At 68.8% G+C, this 16,778-nt stretch carries 15 protein-coding genes; 5 read left to right on the forward strand and 10 right to left on the reverse strand.

The genetic code is table 11. From position 1 onward, the window contains the following. Positions 1-96 precede the first annotated feature (96 nt). From KW83_RS08410 to KW83_RS08425, 5 genes are all read right to left on the reverse strand, one after another. The gene (locus tag KW83_RS08410; RefSeq protein ID WP_036177296.1) at positions 97-1,281 is read right to left on the reverse strand and encodes a vWA domain-containing protein; all 1,185 of its coding nucleotides are present in this window, start codon (positions 1,279-1,281) and stop codon (positions 97-99) included. After that, a complete protein-coding gene (locus tag KW83_RS21130; protein WP_200879671.1) occupies positions 1,281-1,448 on the reverse strand; it encodes a hypothetical protein in 168 nt (55 codons plus the stop codon). The genes KW83_RS08410 and KW83_RS21130 overlap by 1 nt, the downstream gene beginning before the upstream one ends. Beyond that, positions 1,445-2,818, reverse strand: coding sequence for a DUF2927 domain-containing protein (locus KW83_RS08415; RefSeq protein WP_036177433.1), 1,374 nt, complete (start codon positions 2,816-2,818; stop codon positions 1,445-1,447). The genes KW83_RS21130 and KW83_RS08415 overlap by 4 nt, the downstream gene beginning before the upstream one ends. A gap of 245 nt (positions 2,819-3,063) precedes the next feature. Continuing rightward, positions 3,064-3,486 (reverse strand): GNAT family N-acetyltransferase, encoded by a 423-nt coding sequence (locus KW83_RS08420; RefSeq protein WP_051928368.1) that lies wholly within the window; start codon positions 3,484-3,486, stop codon positions 3,064-3,066. 459 nt (positions 3,487-3,945) lie between these two features. Continuing rightward, complete coding sequence (locus KW83_RS08425; RefSeq protein ID WP_036177299.1) at positions 3,946-4,797, reverse strand: AAA family ATPase; 852 nt, start codon at positions 4,795-4,797, stop codon at positions 3,946-3,948. A 165-nt stretch (positions 4,798-4,962) separates the two neighbouring features. On the opposite strand from KW83_RS08425, the gene dksA reads away from it, so the two are divergent. Further along, complete coding sequence (gene dksA / locus KW83_RS08430) at positions 4,963-5,385, forward strand: RNA polymerase-binding protein DksA (protein WP_036177301.1); 423 nt, start codon at positions 4,963-4,965, stop codon at positions 5,383-5,385. 179 nt (positions 5,386-5,564) lie between these two features. Here the strand turns inward: dksA and tpiA are convergent, their stop codons facing one another. Beyond that, a complete protein-coding gene (gene tpiA / locus KW83_RS08435; RefSeq protein ID WP_036177304.1) occupies positions 5,565-6,320 on the reverse strand; it encodes a triose-phosphate isomerase in 756 nt (251 codons plus the stop codon). Positions 6,321-6,668: 348 nt separating this feature from the next. On the opposite strand from tpiA, the gene KW83_RS08440 reads away from it, so the two are divergent. From KW83_RS08440 to prfB, 4 genes are all read left to right on the forward strand, one after another. Next, positions 6,669-7,811, forward strand: coding sequence for a pyridoxal phosphate-dependent aminotransferase (locus KW83_RS08440; RefSeq protein WP_036177306.1), 1,143 nt, complete (start codon positions 6,669-6,671; stop codon positions 7,809-7,811). Between the two features lie 92 nt (positions 7,812-7,903). After that, positions 7,904-8,485, forward strand: coding sequence for an AMIN domain-containing protein (locus KW83_RS08445; RefSeq protein ID WP_081904521.1), 582 nt, complete (start codon positions 7,904-7,906; stop codon positions 8,483-8,485). A 145-nt stretch (positions 8,486-8,630) separates the two neighbouring features. Continuing rightward, positions 8,631-11,132: a penicillin-binding protein 1A gene (locus KW83_RS08450; RefSeq protein ID WP_036177307.1), complete on the forward strand. Its 2,502-nt coding sequence runs from the start codon at positions 8,631-8,633 to the stop codon at positions 11,130-11,132. Between the two features lie 212 nt (positions 11,133-11,344). Then, positions 11,345-12,472: a peptide chain release factor 2 gene (gene prfB, locus KW83_RS08455; protein WP_036177309.1), complete on the forward strand. Its 1,128-nt coding sequence runs from the start codon at positions 11,345-11,347 to the stop codon at positions 12,470-12,472. A gap of 2 nt (positions 12,473-12,474) precedes the next feature. Here prfB and KW83_RS08460 read toward each other — a convergent pair whose 3' ends face one another. The 4 genes from KW83_RS08460 to KW83_RS08475 all read right to left on the reverse strand — a co-directional run bounded on the left by KW83_RS08460 (position 12,475) and on the right by KW83_RS08475 (position 16,721). After that, on the reverse strand, positions 12,475-13,731 hold the full coding sequence (locus tag KW83_RS08460; protein WP_036177310.1) for a glycosyltransferase: 1,257 nt from the start codon (positions 13,729-13,731) through the stop codon (positions 12,475-12,477). Between the two features lie 305 nt (positions 13,732-14,036). After that, complete coding sequence (locus KW83_RS08465) at positions 14,037-14,606, reverse strand: bactofilin family protein (protein ID WP_036177312.1); 570 nt, start codon at positions 14,604-14,606, stop codon at positions 14,037-14,039. Then, positions 14,596-15,915, reverse strand: a complete 1,320-nt coding sequence (locus KW83_RS08470) for a M23 family metallopeptidase (RefSeq protein ID WP_200879672.1) — start codon at positions 15,913-15,915, stop codon at positions 14,596-14,598. Before KW83_RS08470 ends, KW83_RS08465 begins: the two co-directional genes overlap by 11 nt. A 347-nt stretch (positions 15,916-16,262) precedes the next feature. Then, positions 16,263-16,721, reverse strand: a complete 459-nt coding sequence (locus KW83_RS08475) for a peroxiredoxin (protein ID WP_036177313.1) — start codon at positions 16,719-16,721, stop codon at positions 16,263-16,265. Positions 16,722-16,778 lie beyond the last annotated feature (57 nt).

Here is a 16,778-nt window from a genome sequence, read left to right on the forward strand (position 1 = left end):
CCAGGGGGCCGGTCCTGTTCCGCAGCGCCGCCGTCGCTCTGCGATGCCCGGCGGCAGGTCCGGTCCCGGCCGATCCTTCATCCAGCAACCCGCGGTTCACGTCAGCAGCTTCATGCCCCGTGTCAGCCCGTCCAGCGTCATCGGAACCATCCTGTCGGCGCCGAAGATCTCCTGCACCATCTGCGTGGACTGCGTGTAGCCCCAGGCGGTCTCCTGCACCGGGTTGATCCACAGATGCGCCGGCCACTGGTCGCGCGCGCGGGCCAGCCAGACATGGCCGGCCTCCGCGTTCCAGTGCTCGTTCGCCCCGCCCGGCATGGCGATCTCATAGGGGCTCATGGCCGCGTCGCCGACGAAGATGCAGCGCCATTCGGGACCGTAGGTGCGCAGGATGTCCCAGGTCGGCACCTGCTCTGTCCAGCGTCGGCTGTTGTCGCGCCAGACACCTTCGTACAGGCAGTTGTGGAAATAGACCTGCTCGAGGTGCCGGAATTCCGACCTGGCGGCGGAAAAGAGGTCGGAGACCACTTTCACGTGATCGTCCATGGACCCGCCCACGTCCAGAAACAGCAGGACACGGACGGCGTTGCGCCGTTCGGGGCGGGTCTTGACGTCGAGATAGCCGTTCGACGCCGTCGCGCGGATGGTCGACGGCAGGTCGAGTTCCTCGTGCGCGCCGTCGCGGGCCCAGCGGCGCAGGCGCTTCAGCGCGACCTTGATGTTGCGGGTGCCGATCTCCCGGTCGTCCTCGAAATCGCGGAACTCCCGCTTGTCCCAGACCTTGATCGCGCGGCGGTGGCGAGAGCCGTCCTGCCCGATGCGCACGCCTTCGGGATTGTAGCCATAGGCCCCGAACGGAGACGTGCCCGCGGTGCCGATCCATTTCGACCCGCCCTGGTGGCGCGCCTGCTGTTCCTTCAGACGCGCGCGCAGCGTCTCCATCAGCTTGTCGAACCCGCCCATCGCCTCTATCCCGGCGCGCTCTTCCGGGCTCAGGTGCTTTTCGGCCATCTTGCGCAGCCAGTCCTCGGGCAGGTCCATGGCCTCGACCACGGCGGCATCCGGGATCGCCTCCACGCCACGGAACGCCGCCGCGAAGGCCTGATCGAACCGGTCTATATGACGCTCGTCCTTGACCAGGGCGGTGCGGGCGACGTGGTAGAACGCATCCACGTCATAGGTGACCAGTCCCGCCCGGAGCGCAGCCAGGAAGTCCAGGAATTCGCGGAGGGAGGTCGGGACGCGGTGGCGGCGAAGTTCTTCGAAGAAGGGGAGAAACATCAGGTGGCCAGGTTCTCGATGACGATGGTCGCCACCAGCCCGCCCAGGGTCCCGGCGATCGCGCAGGCCAGGGCGTACTGAACCATGTCGGCCCGCGTGCCGCCATGGCGCCTGGCCAGCCGCGCGCCGAGAACGGCGCCGATGAGCAATCCGGCAAGTACGATCATGATGCAGGCTCCGCTGGAATGGGTGCGATCGCCGCGATCTCATCGGCGCGTCGCAGCACCTCGCGGGGGTCGCCGTAGCCGTAGCGCGCCCAGCCCAGGGCGTCGGCGCGCAGACGGTCGGATTCGGTCCTGCGGCCCAGGTCCCTCAGCGCGGTCGCCTTGATCATGAGCAGCGTGGACAGGAGCGACGCGTTCTCCGCCGCGACCACGGCGGGCGTATTGGCGTCGACGATGGCCAGCGCCGATTGCGGCTGGCCGGAGGATAGCGCGAAGGCGGCCAGCTGCACGGCGATATGGGCGCCGTGGACCGACGTGGCCGGGTCGCGGGCGTAGATGCTGGCCGCTTCCAGGAACGCCGCCAGCGCCACGTCGTCATTGCCGTCCAGCGACAGCCGTGCCAGCGCAAACAGTGAGAACGCAAGGCGGTTGTCGTTCCAGCCGCCCGCGCGCGCGATCGCGACGGCGCGGCGGGCAGCGCGCTTGCGGGCGGCCGGCCGACCCCGGGGGCCGAGCGCGCGCTCGATCTCGTCGATCCAGGCCCGGCTGGTCGGCGGCCGGGGTGCGGCGCCCCGGCCCGCGCCGGCCGGGTTCAGCCGCGCCAGGATCGCGGGCAGGCGCGCGGCCACGTCCGACCGGCTCATGCCGGAGCGCAGCTCGGGCGCGTAGGTGGCGCGCAGGATCAGCATGTCGAAGCCGGTCAGCACGGTATGGAAGTTGTCGTCGTTGAACACGGAATCGGTCAGGCGGTAGAGGTCGTTGAGCGGTCCCAGCGCCTGCGCCAGTTCCTCATGCAGGCAATCCCGCACCTCCTGGGGGGGCACGTCGCCGGGGATGAAGACGGCCACGGTGTCACGCGTGCGCAGGGTGCTCCAGTCGAGCGCCCCGCTGCGCCGATTGGCCATGAAGTCGCCCCAGGAGGTCACGCGGGGCACGACGAAGCAGGCGGCCTCCGGCACGGCGCGCTGGAGCGTGGCGCGGGGAACGACCTCTACGGTGATGTTGGCGCGGTCCGCGGCCGGGGTTCTGGCGATGTCGATCCCGGCCTCGGTTCGGAAGCGGGCCAGAAGCCGCGCCAGGTCGCCCTCAAGGCTGGCGGGCGCGGGCCCCAGGACGCGCAGGGCGATCGGCCCCTCGAAGCGGGTCATGACCGGCAGCGCGCGGCCCGACTCAAGCATGAAGGTCAGATCCAGGAAATCCCGCGCGATCTCGGGGTTGGGACGTGCCGGACGGGTCACCTGCGGTCCGGCGAAGACCTTCATGGGCGGCAACGGCGCCATCTCTCCGGTCGCGCGGCGCTGCGGCGGCGCGTCGGGCGTGCCGCAGGCGGACAGCGCCAGGAGGGCAGCCGTAAGGAGGGCGAGGTTTCGCATCCGCGGCATTGAATCCTACCCGGAGCGGAATGCCAACCGGTCTTGGGGCGGCCCTGCCGAAAGTTGATCCTGATGCGACTCGAAGGTGACGCCGCAGCACCGTCCGACAGAGCCAGGGTATTCGCGGACCGCGATATTTGCGGCGACACGAAGCGGGTCGCTGCGGCTTGTCCGCGCCCGCCGGCGGTCCGCCCGCGTCACGGGGCGATGCCGCGCCCCGGCCAGGCGGCAGGTTGCACGCGCCCTCAGAGGCGGGCGTCGCCCAGCAGGCCGGCCAGCGGACCGCCGGGGACATGGCGCCAGCGGGGCTCCGGCCGGCGGCGCAGCCAGCGCAGGTCGGCCGCGCCGAGCGTTTCGGCCTCTTCGCGCACCGTATCGACCAGCCGGCGCCCTATTCCCAGGCCGCGCGAGTCCGCGCAGACATAGAGATCCTGCAGGTAGCAGACCGGTGGCGCCATCCATCCGTGGGTGTGGACGATGAAATGCACCAGGCCCACGGGGCGGCCGTCGCGCACGGCCAAGCGGCCGGCAGCGGGGTGGCCGTCCATCAGCCGCGCCCATTGGGCGGCGTAGATCTCATCGGGAAGGTCGGTCTTGCAAGACACCAGGAACGCGCGCCAGAGGCGGGTCCAGGCGGTTCGGTCGTGGGGTGTCAGGGCGCGGATCACGGGCGGCAGTCCTCTGCGGAGGGGCCGGTGGCGCCTCCTGCTGCGATGCGCCGCCTATAGGGCCCGGCCGCCGATCCGGCCAGCGGTTTGTTGCCGGGGTCGGCGGGGCCTTGCCGGCGGTCGTCGCCAGCCCCCTCGTCGTTGGGCAGCCCGGTGGGGGTCACTGCCCGGTCGGGGGCTGGCCAGGGCGTTCGACCTCTGTCCGAATCCATGGATGCAACGGTCCCTCCCAGATCTGCGGATGGATCGTGCCGGGTCCCGCTGATGCTCCCCGGCCCGCGGGGACCGGATCAAAAGGAGACGGTCGCGCAAGCGGGCGCGCGCGAGACGCGGCCGAATGATCATCTGCGACGCGGTCTCCTGCGGCAAGGCATTCGCCATACCGGTCGCTCTAGCGGGCGACCACCTTCGTACATGCGGCATGGCGCATCATTCCGTCGGCGCGGATGCCCCGGTCCGTCAGCCCCTCTGGCGGCGGGCCATGAAGGCCAGGCGCTCGAACAGATGCACGTCCTGCTCGTTCTTCAGCAGCGCGCCGTGCAGCTTCGGCAACGCGTCGGCACCGTCGCGCCTGAGGTCTTCCGGCGTCAGATCCTCTGCCAGCAGCAGCTTGAGCCAGTCGATCACCTCCGAGGTCGAGGGCTTCTTCTTCAGCCCCTGCTGGTCGCGGATCTCGTAGAACTGGGTCAGCGCGGTGGTCAGCAGCGCGTCCTTGATCCCCGGGTGGTGCACCGCGACGATCCGCTTGAGCGTCTCCATGTCGGGAAACCGGATGTAGTGGAAGAAGCAGCGGCGCAGGAAGGCGTCCGGCAGCTCCTTTTCGTTGTTCGAGGTGATGATGACGATCGGGCGCAAGCCGGCGCGGACGGTCTGGCCGGTCTCGTAGACGTGGAACTCCATCCGGTCGAGCTCTTGCAGCAGGTCGTTGGGAAACTCGATATCGGCCTTGTCGATCTCGTCGATGAGGAGCACGCAGCGGCCCTGATCGGCGGTGCGCTCGAACGCCTCCCAGAGCTTGCCGCGGCGAATGTAGTTCGCCACGTCGTGGACCCGCTCATCGCCCAGTTGGCTGTCGCGGAGCCGGCTGACGGCATCGTATTCGTAAAGCCCCTGCTGCGCGCGGGTAGTCGATTTCACGTGCCATTCGATCATCGGCAGGCCCAGCGACAGGCTCACCTGACGGGCCAGTTCGGTCTTGCCGGTTCCGGGCTCGCCCTTCACCAGAAGCGGGCGTTCCAGCGTGATCGCGGCGTTGACCGCGATCTCCAGATCGTCTGTGGCGACATAGCCGTCGGTCGAGCTGAACTGCATCTTGATCCTGTCGGGAAGGTCCGGTCGGGCGCGACCTTAGGCATGGGCCGAGACGGGCACAAGCCTTGCCAGATGGTGCGTGACAAGTCGGGGCCCATCGGATATGCGCCCGCCCAAGACCACGACAGACCGGGATACGGGACAGTTACTGGGGAGTGACAATTGATGAAGGTCGAAACCTTCCTACCGGACGATTACCGTCCCGCAGAGGACGAACCGTTCATGAACGAGCGTCAGCTCGAATACTTCCGGCGCAAGCTGACTGACTGGAGACATGAGCTTCTCGATGAGGGTCGCTCCACCATCGAGGGTCTTCAGGACGGCACCCGCAACATCCCCGACATGGCCGACCGCGCCAGCGAAGAGACCGATCGATCCATCGAACTGCGGACCCGCGACCGTCAGCGCAAGCTGGTGGCCAAGATCGATTCCGCGCTGCGCCGGATCGACAACGGCGAATACGGCTATTGCGAGGTGACGGGTGAGCCGATCTCGCTCAAGCGGCTTGATGCGCGTCCCATCGCGACCCTGAGCCTGGAGGCCCAGGAACGCCATGAGCGCCGCGAAAAGGTGCACCGGGACGACTGAGATGGCGGTGCCGGGTCGGCCGACGACGCGCGCGCGTCCGGCGGCTGGACCTCGGCGCCGGCGCAGCCCGGATCCGGCCTGAGCCGCGTGCGGATCGCAGCGGCCCGACGCTAGTCGCGGCAGGGTTTCGGGTCGGTGCGGGGGAGGGGGCAGAGCCGCGTTGCCGCCCCTGCCGATCGTCAGGCGCCGTCGAGCGCCCTGACGATGCCGCCGAAATCGGCCGCCTTGAGAGAGGCGCCGCCGACCAGCGCGCCGTCCACGTTCTCGACCGCGAAGATCTCCGACGCGTTGTCGGGCTTCACCGATCCGCCGTAGAGGATCCGGACCGACTTGGCCACGCCGGCGCCGAAGCGTCGTTCCAGCGTGCTGCGGATGTCGGAATGCACTTCCCCGATCTCATCCGTAGTGGGCACCTTGCCGGTGCCGATGGCCCAGACCGGCTCATAGGCGATGACGAGGTTATGGCCCGTGGCCTGATCGGGCAGGGACCCGGCGATCTGTCCGCGGATGATCTGCAGCGTGTTCGAGCTTTCGCGTTCGGCCAGGGTTTCACCGACGCAGACGATGGCCGTCAGCCCCGCCGCCCAGGCGGCGTCACATTTGTCGCGAACCATGCGGTCGGTCTCGGCATGGTCGGCGCGGCGTTCGGAATGGCCCAGGATGACATGGGTGGCGCCGGCATCCTTCAGCATCGCGGCGGAGACATCGCCGGTATGGGCGCCGGTCTCCTCCCAGTGGCAATCCTGTCCGCCGACGCCGAGCGCGGAGCCATCCGCGGCGCGCGCCATCCGCTCCACCAGCGTATGGGGAGGGCAGAGGAGAAGCTCCGACCGGGTGTCACCATGCGCGGCGATCAGCGCGTCGAGCTCCGACAGGGCGGCGGCGGTGCCGTTCATCTTCCAGTTCCCGGCGGCAAGGCTGCGGCGGTCGGTCATCTGTCACGTCTCCGTCTTGGGTCTTGCAAGGAGCTAGCGCGTTTGCGCGCCGGGCAAACGGGCCGGGTCGGACCCCCGCGCTGTCCGCCTCATCGACATCGCAACAGGCCCGCCGCGCCGCGATCGCGCCGTGTCCGGGGGGCCCGGGCCGCTGGCAGCCCTGTCCGCGCCGATCCCATGGGGCCATGTCGCCACGCGCCGGACACGTCGCGGGGGCGCGGCTTGACGTCGCGCCAAACCGTGAAGGGTCTCGCCGGGTGACCGCGGCGTTCGCGGTGCCGCGATGTTGACGCCGCCGCGTACCGGGCGCAGTCAGGCGCCGTATCGGGAAGGCGGGGAGAGAACGACATGCGGCTGTCGGCGCGGGGCGCGGTGGATCCGTTCATCGTGATGGACGTGATGGAAAAGGCCCGCGCGGCGGAGGCGGCGGGACGGCGGGTGATCCACATGGAGGTCGGCCAGCCGGGCACGCCCGCGCCCCTCGGCGCGCGGACCGCGGTGGCGGAGGCCATGGCGGGCGGTTCGCTGGGCTATACGGTGGCCCTGGGTCTGCCGGCGCTGCGGGCGCGGATCGCCCGGCACTATCGCGCCCGGCACGGCGTGGACCTGGACCCCGCCCGCGTGATCGTGACCTCCGGGGCGTCGGCGGGGTTCGTGCTGGCCTTCACCGCGCTTTTCGAGGCGGGAGAGCGGGTCGGCCTGGGCCTGCCCGGCTATCCCAGCTACCGCCACATCCTGTCGGCGCTGAGCCTGCGCCCGGTGGGCATCGAGACAACGCTGGAGGACCGCTTTCAGCCCCGGCCCGAGGCGCTGGGGGCCGATCTGGCAGGGCTGATCCTGGCCAGCCCAGGCAACCCGGCGGGGACCATGCTGGACCCTCCGTCCCTGTCGGCCCTGGTCGCGCGCTGCCGCGACGCCGGGATCGCGCTGATCTCGGACGAGATCTATCACGGAATCGAATACGACCGGCCCGCCGTCAGCGCGCTGGAGGTGGGCGACGATGTCTATGTGATCAACTCCTTCTCCAAGTACTTTTCCATGACCGGCTGGCGGGTCGGCTGGATGGTCGTGCCGGCGGATCACCTCCGCACCGTCGAGCGTCTGGCGCAGAACCTCTACATCTGTCCGCCCCATCCGAGTCAGATCGCCGCGCTGGCCGCCATGGACTGCCGCGATGAGCTCGACGCCAACCTGTCCGTCTATGCCGCCAATCGCCGGCTGGTCGTCGACGGCCTGGCGCGGGCGGGGTTCTCACGCTTCGCACCGCCGGACGGCGCGTTCTATGTCTATGCGGACGCGTCGCATCTGGGCGCCGACGCGCTCAGCCTTTCGGGACGGATCCTGGACGAGGCCGGCGTCGCGGTCACGCCGGGGATAGATTTCGACCCGTCGCGGGGCGGTGACATGCTGCGGTTTTCCTACGCGGGATCGACGGCCGACATTGCCGAGGGCATGGAGCGTCTGGCCGAATGGGCCGCCCGCGCAGGCTGATTTGCCTTCATAACCGGCGCGTTTGCTGCTAGTGTGGTCGCAGATCAGGGGCGCCAAGACCCCGCAAGGCAGTATATTCGAGGCAAGGGCGGATGGAGTTCCGACGACTGGTATCCGGGGCACTGCTCCTGGGTGTCCTGCTGGCGCCGTCCGAGGCGCAAACCCCAAGGAACGACACGGCCATGCCGTCGAGTGGGTTTGCCCGCGTCGAACCGGAGACCAGCCGGATCGAGGACTTTGGCTCCGATCTCCATGTGGAGTTGACGCTGACCCGGCCGGTGCCCTGGCAGGTCTATACGCTGGACGATCCGCGCCGCGTGGTGCTCGATTTCAGCGAGATTGCGCTGTTGCCCGACGCGTTCCGGCAGGTCCTGAACAGCGACATCGTCTCCGATCTGCGATTCTACCGTGTCCGAGAGGGCTGGTCGCGGCTGGTGCTGGATCTCGACCGCCCCATGCGGATCGAAACCGCGGGGCTGGCAACGGGGACAGCCCAGGGCGCCGTTCTGAAGATGCAGCTTGCCCCCACCAGCGCCGGCGATTTCGCCGCCCGATCGGGCGCGCCGCAGAACAGCCTGTTCGACCCCGAAACCCGCAGCGAGGGGAGGGTCCGCGGACCGGCGGCGCCCGCGCGGCTGGCGCTGGGGTCCGTCGACGCGGCGCCGGGCCGATGAGCCGCGCGAACCGCTGCGGCCGTCTGCCGCGCCGGCGATCACGGCACCGTCAGCGGCGGCATGTCCCGGCCGATGGCTTTTGCGTCCCGCGCCCAATCGCTGTAGAAGACCCCATCGCTAGCACAGCCATACGGGAGACGCGCCGGTGATCCGTGCCATCCTTGCCGTCTTCGGCGGACTCTTCACGACCCTGACGCTGGGCGCGCTGGCCATGGCGCTCAGCATCGGCGCGATCTTCTGGATCTATTCCAGCGACTTGCCGGACACCGAGCAGTTGGCCAGCTATACGCCGCCGACCATCAGCCGGATCTATTCCGCCGAGGGACGGATCATCGACGAATTCGCCGAGGAGCGGCGCCTGTTCACACCGGCCGCGGAGATACCCGACCTGGTCAAGCAGGCGTTCATCTCGGCCGAGGACAAGAATTTCTATACCCACCGGGGCTACGACCCGCGCGGCATGATGGCCGCCGCCCTGGACGCGGCCAAGGGTGGGGCGGTGCGCGGCGCATCGACGATCACCCAGCAGGTGATGAAGAATTTCCTTCTGGGCGGCGAACGGTCTGCGGAGCGCAAGGTGAAGGAGCTGATCCTGGCTGCGCGGATCGAGGATACGCTGTCCAAGGAGAAGATCCTGGAACTCTACCTCAATGAGATCTTCCTGGGGCAGAACTCCTTTGGCGTGACCGCCGCGGCGCAGAGTTACTTCAACAAGTCGCTGACGGAGCTGGAACCGCAGGAGGCCGCCTATCTGGCCGCCCTGCCCAAGGCGCCGTCGACCTATCACCCGGTCCGCGCGACCGAGCGGGCCATCAGTCGCCGCAACTTCGTGCTGCGGGAGATGTTCGAGAACGGATATCTCTCCGAGGAACAGTACCGCACGGCCCGTATCGCACCGCTCAGGACGGTGCAGGGCGGCGACATGGAAAGCTTTCGCGACGAGATCCCGCCCCGCGACTATTTCACCGACGAGATCCGCCGCCAGCTTAGCCGGGACTACGGAGAGGGAGAATTCTTCAGCGGCGGGCTGAACGTGCGCGCCACGATCGACCCGGAACTGCAGCAGGTGGCGGCCGCGGCGCTGCAGCAGGCGCTGGAAGAGTACGACCGCGGCATCGGCCGCTGGCGCGGCACCGGCAAGACGATCCCGGCCGACCGGCTGGGCGACTGGCAGGCCGCGCTGGGCGACGTGGATGTGGCCCGCGATATCCGTCTGGAGAACACATGGTTTCCCGCCGTGGTTCTGGAGATCGGCGACGCCTCCATGCGCGTCGGCGTCGAGGGTGAGGGCGAACAGTCTATCCCGCGCGAGGATATCGCCTGGATCAGCGGCTCCTTCGCCGATAATTTCGAGGTCGGCGACGTGGTCCATGTCCGGCGCATGACCGAAGATGCGACCGGCGCGCTGATCCGCTGGTCCCTGCGGCAGGTGCCCCAGGTGGAGGGCGCGTTCATGGCCATGGACGTGGACACCGGCCGGGTTCTGGCGATGCAGGGCGGGTTTTCATACCAGCATTCGGTGTTCAACCGCGCCACCCAGGCGACGCGACAGCCGGGATCGTCCTTCAAGCCGTTCGTCTATGCCGCGGCGCTGGACTCGGGCTTCTCGCCGGCGACGATCGTGGTGGACGCGCCGATCGAGATCAACACGCCCCAGGGCCTCTGGCGCCCGAAGAACTATTCCAACCGCTTCTACGGTCCCGCGCCGCTCAGGACCGGGATCGAGCAGTCGCGCAACCTGATGACCGTACGGCTGGCTCAGGAGGTCGGCATGGACGTGGTCGCCCGCTACGCCGAGCGTTTCGGGGTCTATGACAACATGGGACGGTTCCTGGCCAACTCGCTGGGGTCGGAGGAGACGACGCTCTACAAGATGGTCGCGGCCTATTCGATGTTCGCCAATGGCGGCGAACGGGTAGAGCCGACACTGGTGGACCGGGTGCAGGACCGCTACGGACGGACGGTCTACAAGCACGACCGGCGCGACTGCGTGGACTGCCAGACGGCCAGTCTGGCGCCAGGCGTCGCGCCGATGATCCGGTCGAACCGCGAGCGGGTGATGGATCCGATCACGGCCTATCAGCTGACCTCGATGATGAAGGGCGTGGTCGAGCGCGGAACGGCCAAGGGAGCGGTGACGCTGCCGGTGCCGGTGGCCGGGAAGACCGGCACGACCAACGACGCAAAGGACGTGTGGTTCGTGGGCTTCACGTCGAACATCGCCGCGGGCTGCTACATCGGCTTCGACCAGCCGCGGTCGCTGGGATCCCGGGCGTCGGGCGGGGGCATGTGCGCGCCGGTCTTCAACCGCTTCATGGCGAAGGCGACGGAGAAATACGGCGGCGGCCCGTTCGAGGTGCCGCCCGGCGGACAGTTCATCAAGATCGACCGTTTCACCGGCGCGCGCCTGTCCGATGACGCGTCCGGCGACAATGTCGTGGCCGAGTATTTCCGTCTCGGAGAAGAGCCGATGTTCGGCGTGGCCTTCGACGGCGGGTTCCAGATGGGGGACAATCTGCCTCTGTTCAGCGCGGCGGATCGGGGCGGCACGGCGGGGCAGCAGGTGCGCAATGCCGCAGGACGCACAGTAACGATCCCCAAGAAGAAGGCGACCTTCGGAACGCTGTCGTCCGGAGGCCTGTACTAGAACCGGGGGCCGAGGGGGCGCTGCCCCCGCCTGCCTGACGGCAGGCCCCCCGGGATATTTCGGGAAAGATGAGGTTGCGGGCGGCGTGGCAGGGGGCGCGGTGCGTCGCTCCTCGCGGGGGGAGGCGCGGGTCCGGCCGCGCGGTGCGTCGCCGGCTTGTTCCCTTGCAGGACGGTTGATAGAGCAGGCGCCGGGATAGAGGGAGCCGACCCATGCGTTCAGAAACCCAGGCCACCGTCGAGGCGATCGAGAAATCGCTGGTGCTGCTGCGTCAGCGGATGGACCATGAGACCGCGGCCTACCGGCTGGAGGAGTTCAATGCGCGTGTCGAGGACCCCGCGCTCTGGGACGATCCGGCCAATGCCCAGACCTTGATGCGCGAGCGTCAGGCTTTGGTGGATGCGCTGGAACGGCATGACGGCATGGCGCAGGAACTCCGCGACAATGCCGAGCTCATCGAGATGGGAGAGGCCGAGGGCGACGACGATATCGTGCGCGAGGCGGAGACCGCGCTGAAGGCTCTCAAAGCCCGGGCCGAGGCGGCGGAAATCGAGGCGCTGCTGAACGGCGAGGCGGATGGAAACGACACGTTCCTGGAGATCAACTCGGGCGCTGGAGGAACCGAGAGCTGCGACTGGGCGGCGATGCTGGCGCGGATGTACGTCCGTTGGGCGGAGAAGAAGGGCTACAAGGTCGAGCTGCAGTCCGAGAGCGCGGGCGAAGAGGCGGGGATCAAGTCCGCCGCCTACAAGATCACCGGCCACAATGCCTATGGCTGGCTGAAGTCCGAGAGCGGCGTGCACCGTCTGGTGCGGATCAGCCCCTACGACAGCGCGGCGCGGCGGCACACGTCCTTTTCGTCGGTCTGGGTCTATCCGGTGGTGGACGACAACATCGAGATCGAGGTGAACCCGTCCGACATCCGCATCGACACCTACCGCTCCAGCGGCGCGGGCGGGCAGCACGTGAACACGACCGACTCTGCCGTGCGGATCACCCACGCGCCGACTGGCATCGTCGTGACGAGTTCGGAGAAGTCGCAGCACCAGAACCGCGATATTGCCATGAAGGCACTGAAATCGCGGCTCTACCAGATGGAACTGGACCGCCGCAACGCCGCCATCAACGAGGCCCATGACGCCAAGGGCGATGCCGGCTGGGGCAACCAGATCCGGTCCTACGTTCTGCAGCCCTATCAGATGGTGAAGGACCTGCGCACCGGCGTCGAAACCAGCGACACCCAGGGGGTTCTGAACGGGGACCTCGATGCGTTCATGGCGGCCACCTTGGCGATGGACGTGTCCGGCATGAGCCGCGCGGAGGCCGGCGCCGACGACTGATCCTAGCGGACGCGGGCTTCGACGGTCTGCAAGAGCGCCTCGGCCGCCTGGTCGGCGCCATCGGGGATCAGGCGGGCCGCCAGGGCGCGGGCCGCGGCGCGGGTGCCGGTGGACAGGACGTCCTGCAGGGCATGCCGCGCTTGGGCCGGACCGCGGATGACGCGACCGACGCCGAGCGCCTCGATCCGCGCGGCATTGTCGGGCTGGTCTGCGCCGAGCGGCTGGATCAGCTGCGGGATCCCGGCAAGACAGGCGGCCCCGGTGGTGCCGATGCCGCCGTGGTGCAGCACGGCGGCGGCGTGAGGAAAGAGCGCATCGTGCGGCGCATAGGGCGTTGCGTGGATGTCGCCGGCCTGGGCCAGGGGCACGTCACCGGACAGAAGGACCGCGCGGAGACCCGCGTCGCGGGCAAGTGCTGCGGCGCCGGCCCAGAATCCATCGCCGCCGAGCGCGTGGGAAACCGATCCGAGCGTCACGACCAGCGGCGGCGGACCGGACTCCAGAAACGCGGCGAGCGGGCCGGGCAGCCCCTCTGGCGCCAGCCGCGGGAAGCCGGTCAGGCGTACGTCGCGGTCTGCGGGCGCGGGCGCCACCGCCGGATCCCAGAGGCCGAGTTGCGCGACGGGCGGGACAGGATGGCCGAAGACCGGCACCGCACGGGTGGGCGGCAGGCCCAATTCACGCCGGACGCGCGCCTGGTCGCGGCCATGGCGGCGGCGGAACTCCGCGTCGATGACACGCAACCAGAGCCGGTTCCAGGCACGGGCCGCCGCCGTGTCCGGGCGCCGCAGCATAGGCGGCGCGAAGCCGGGAACCCGCGGCGGGTCAAGCGCGGATCTGAGCAGCAGCGGTTGCAGCAGCAGAGGAATATAGGGGCGGTCCGCCAGTTCCGCGGCCAGCGGCGCGGCCATGGCCAGCAGCGTGCCTGCGACGGCGCGGGCGCGCGTGGCCTCCGGGGCCAGGTCGGCGGCGAGGCTGGCCAACATCGGATAGGTGGCGCTGGTCAGGATCGGGGACGGGTCGCGAAACACCTGTCGGGCCAGCGCGTCGCGGTCGAGCCCGGCCAGGCGGGACACGTCCGCCTCTGTCGGACCGCATGCGATGGCGTCGAGCCCCTGCGTCCGCGCGCGCGTGGCATCTTCGGGCGACAGGGCCAGGCGGGCGGGCTGTCCCCGGGCCTCCAGCGCATGGGCAAGGGCGAGGACCGGGAACAGGTCGCCGAAAGAGCCGACGGTGGAAAGCAGGATCGGAGCGGTCATGGCGCACAGGTAGGGCGCGCCGGCACAGCGTCCGGCGGCGGCAGCCGATGGCGGGACACAGGCGGCGGCCGGCCCGCCGGAACGGAGCGCTGTCGCGCGAGGTGCCGCCCTCTATGTCGGTCGAGGGGCGGCGGCGGGGCCGAGCCACTCTCCACCGGCTTTCTGCGGGCCGCCGCCCCTGCGCAGCGCCGTTTTGCGGGGAGGCAGGACCGCCGGCCGTTGAGCATGATGGGCGGGCGCGCATTCGCCGGGCCGTGACGCAGGACGGACGCCTCAGGTGACCGCCCCCGACGCTTCGGCGCGGGTCAGTCGCCCTTGGACGACGCCAGCGCGCTGGCGGAGGTCGACGGGGCGGAGGTGCCGGAGGACGCGGAGGAGGTGGAGGCGGCGCTGGCCGCCACCGGGCGGGGCTGTCCCCCCTGAGTATTCAACGGGTCGTCACGACGGGCGACAGAGCCTTCGAAATGCGCGCCGCTTTCTATGGCGATGGTCTTGTGGATGATGTCGCCCTCGACCCGCGCCGTGGATGTCAGCCGCACCTTGAGGCCGCGTACCCGACCGACGATCCGGCCGTTCACCACCACGTCGTCGGCCATGACCTCTCCCTTGACCACGGCGCCCTCACCGACGGTGAGCAGGTGGGCGCGGATGTCGCCCTCTACGTTGCCCTCGATCTGAATGTCGCCGGTGGTCTTGAGGTTGCCCTTGATCGTGAGATCGGACGACAGGATCGACGCCGGCGGCTTGGCCTTGGGTCCCGATCCGGTGTCGGTGGAGGTCGTGGGTGCGTTCATGGAACTCTCGCTCGAAGGTCTGGTCGCGGCCTCACCGCCCTGCTTGGGGCCGGGCTCGTTGATCTTGGACTTAGAAAACATTGCGCGCTGCCTTGATGAAGGTCATCGGGTTGACCGGCTCGCCGCCGACGCGCACCTCATAGTGGAGGTGATTGCCCGTCGACCGCCCGGTCGTGCCCATATCACCGATACGATCCCCGCGCGAGACCCTTTGACCGACCTTGACCCGCAGCTTGGACTGGTGGGCGTAGCTCGTCTCGATGCCGAATTCGTGCTGGATCCGCACGAAATTGCCGAAGCTCGACAGACGTCCCGCATAAGTCACGACGCCATCGGCTGTGGCATAGATCGGCGTGCCCTTGGGGCCGGCGAAATCGGAACCGTTGTGCATCCGGCCCCAGCGCGGCCCGAAGCCGCTGGTAAAGCGGAAGTTGTCCTTGACCGGCAGCGCGAACGGGGCCTTCTGCGCCGCGATCCGGTAGAGGTTCATCTGATCCAGACGGTCGATGATCCCGTTGGCGCGGCGGGAGGCCGAATCGAGCGGTGCGCCCTTGGTGGAAAAGGTGATCGGCGTCAGCGGGCCGCCCTGGCCCGAGTAATCGCGGCGCACGGCGTCGAGCAGAGTGTCGGTGTCCAGCCCTGCCTGCCGGAACATCTTGTCGAGCGGCTTGACCGAGATCGCCAGCGCGTCTTCCAGCTGGTTGAATATCCGGTCGTTGCGGTCCTCCGACAGCTTCGCTTCCAGGATCATCTCTTCGGCGAACTGCTCCGCCTCCATCGCCTCTGCCGCCATCTCGTCGCGCTGGCGGGCGGTCCCGTCCAGCGTGCTCGCAAGGACGTCGATGGTGGACTGGAACTCGCCCATGCGGGCCAGCTCGGCGGTGGCGTCCGGGTCGCCGTCGACCTGCGCGGCAAGGGACTGGGCCTCTTCCTTGGCGCTGTCGCGCTCCAGGATCGCGGTCTTGAGATTGGCGTAGGCCACGCCCATCCCGCGCTCCAGCTCCTCACGTCGGGTCTCTGAGTCGAGAAGCTCGGATTGCATGTCGCTGACCTGGACGAGCGCGGAGGCGAAACGTTCCTGGGCCGAGCGCGCCTCCTTCAGGGCGGCGTCGCGCTCTTCGCTCATCGCGTTGAGCCGGTCTTCGTAGGTGCGTTGCTCCCGCGCCGAATGGTCGCGCAGCTGGCCGGAACCGACGGAGTCCATGAGGATCATGGACGAGGCCAGTATGGTCCAGCCCAGCACGATGGTCGCGCAGGCACTGGTCAGCGCCTGCGATGCAGGCGTCAGCCGGACGAACCTGGTTTCGGTATCGGAGCGTAGAAAAAGGCGTCTTTCCGGGAAGGCGCGCGACAGGGCGGCGCCTACAAGGTTAGTCCTGGTCGTGAGCAACTTCTGTCCTCTCGTGCTGTCATTTCCGGCAGCAGAACCGGGTCCCAGACCCCGGCTTTTGAAAGTCCCTATCGGCCGTTGTGGGTATTCGCAACATTTTTGCTAAAGGTCGGCGGAAACCCCGCCGCGGCCATGGCGTTTCGGCAAAAACCTGCCCAAGGGGGCGATTCGTGGCCGATGCGGCCCGTGCTCAGGTCTGGACTTTTCCGACCGGACTAATCCATTTTGGTCGGCTGCGCCCGGGGGGCAGAGGCGGGCGGAACCGGCGGCCGGGTCCGTGCGGATCTTCTCTACAGGCCCGACCGAAAGGCGCGCCGGCGGGCTGTGTCCGCGTCTCCGCGCAGAGGTCAAAGGGCGCGGGCGGCCTCCAGAACCTCGTCCACGTGGCCGTCCACCTTCACCTTGCGCCACTCGCGCACCACGGTGCCGGTGCCGTCGATCAGAAAGGTGGATCGCTCGATGCCCATGCTCTTCTTGCCGTACATGTTCTTTTCCACCCAGGTGCCGTAGCGCTCGCAGACGTCGCCATCGGCATCCGACAACAACGGCACCGACAGGCCGTGCTTGTCGCGGAACTTCTCCTGCTTGGCGACGGGATCCTTGGACACGCCCAGGATCGCGACCCCGGCGGCGACGAATTCCTCGATCCGGTCGGTGAACTCCACGGCCTCCCGGGTGCAGCCCGGTGTGTCTGCGCGGGGGTAGAAGAAGACGACGCAGGGCCCGCCGATCTGCGCAAGGCTCACGGTGGTGCCGCCATCGCGCGGCAGGTCGATGGTCGGGGCGGGCTGTCCGGTCAGGTCCATGGTGTTCTCCGTCGGGGTTCAACTCTGAACTGGGGGCCGATCGGGCCAAGGCAAGTC

The sequence above is a fragment of the Palleronia rufa genome (assembly GCF_000743715.1).
In the GTDB taxonomy this organism is placed as follows: domain Bacteria; phylum Pseudomonadota; class Alphaproteobacteria; order Rhodobacterales; family Rhodobacteraceae; genus Palleronia; species Palleronia rufa.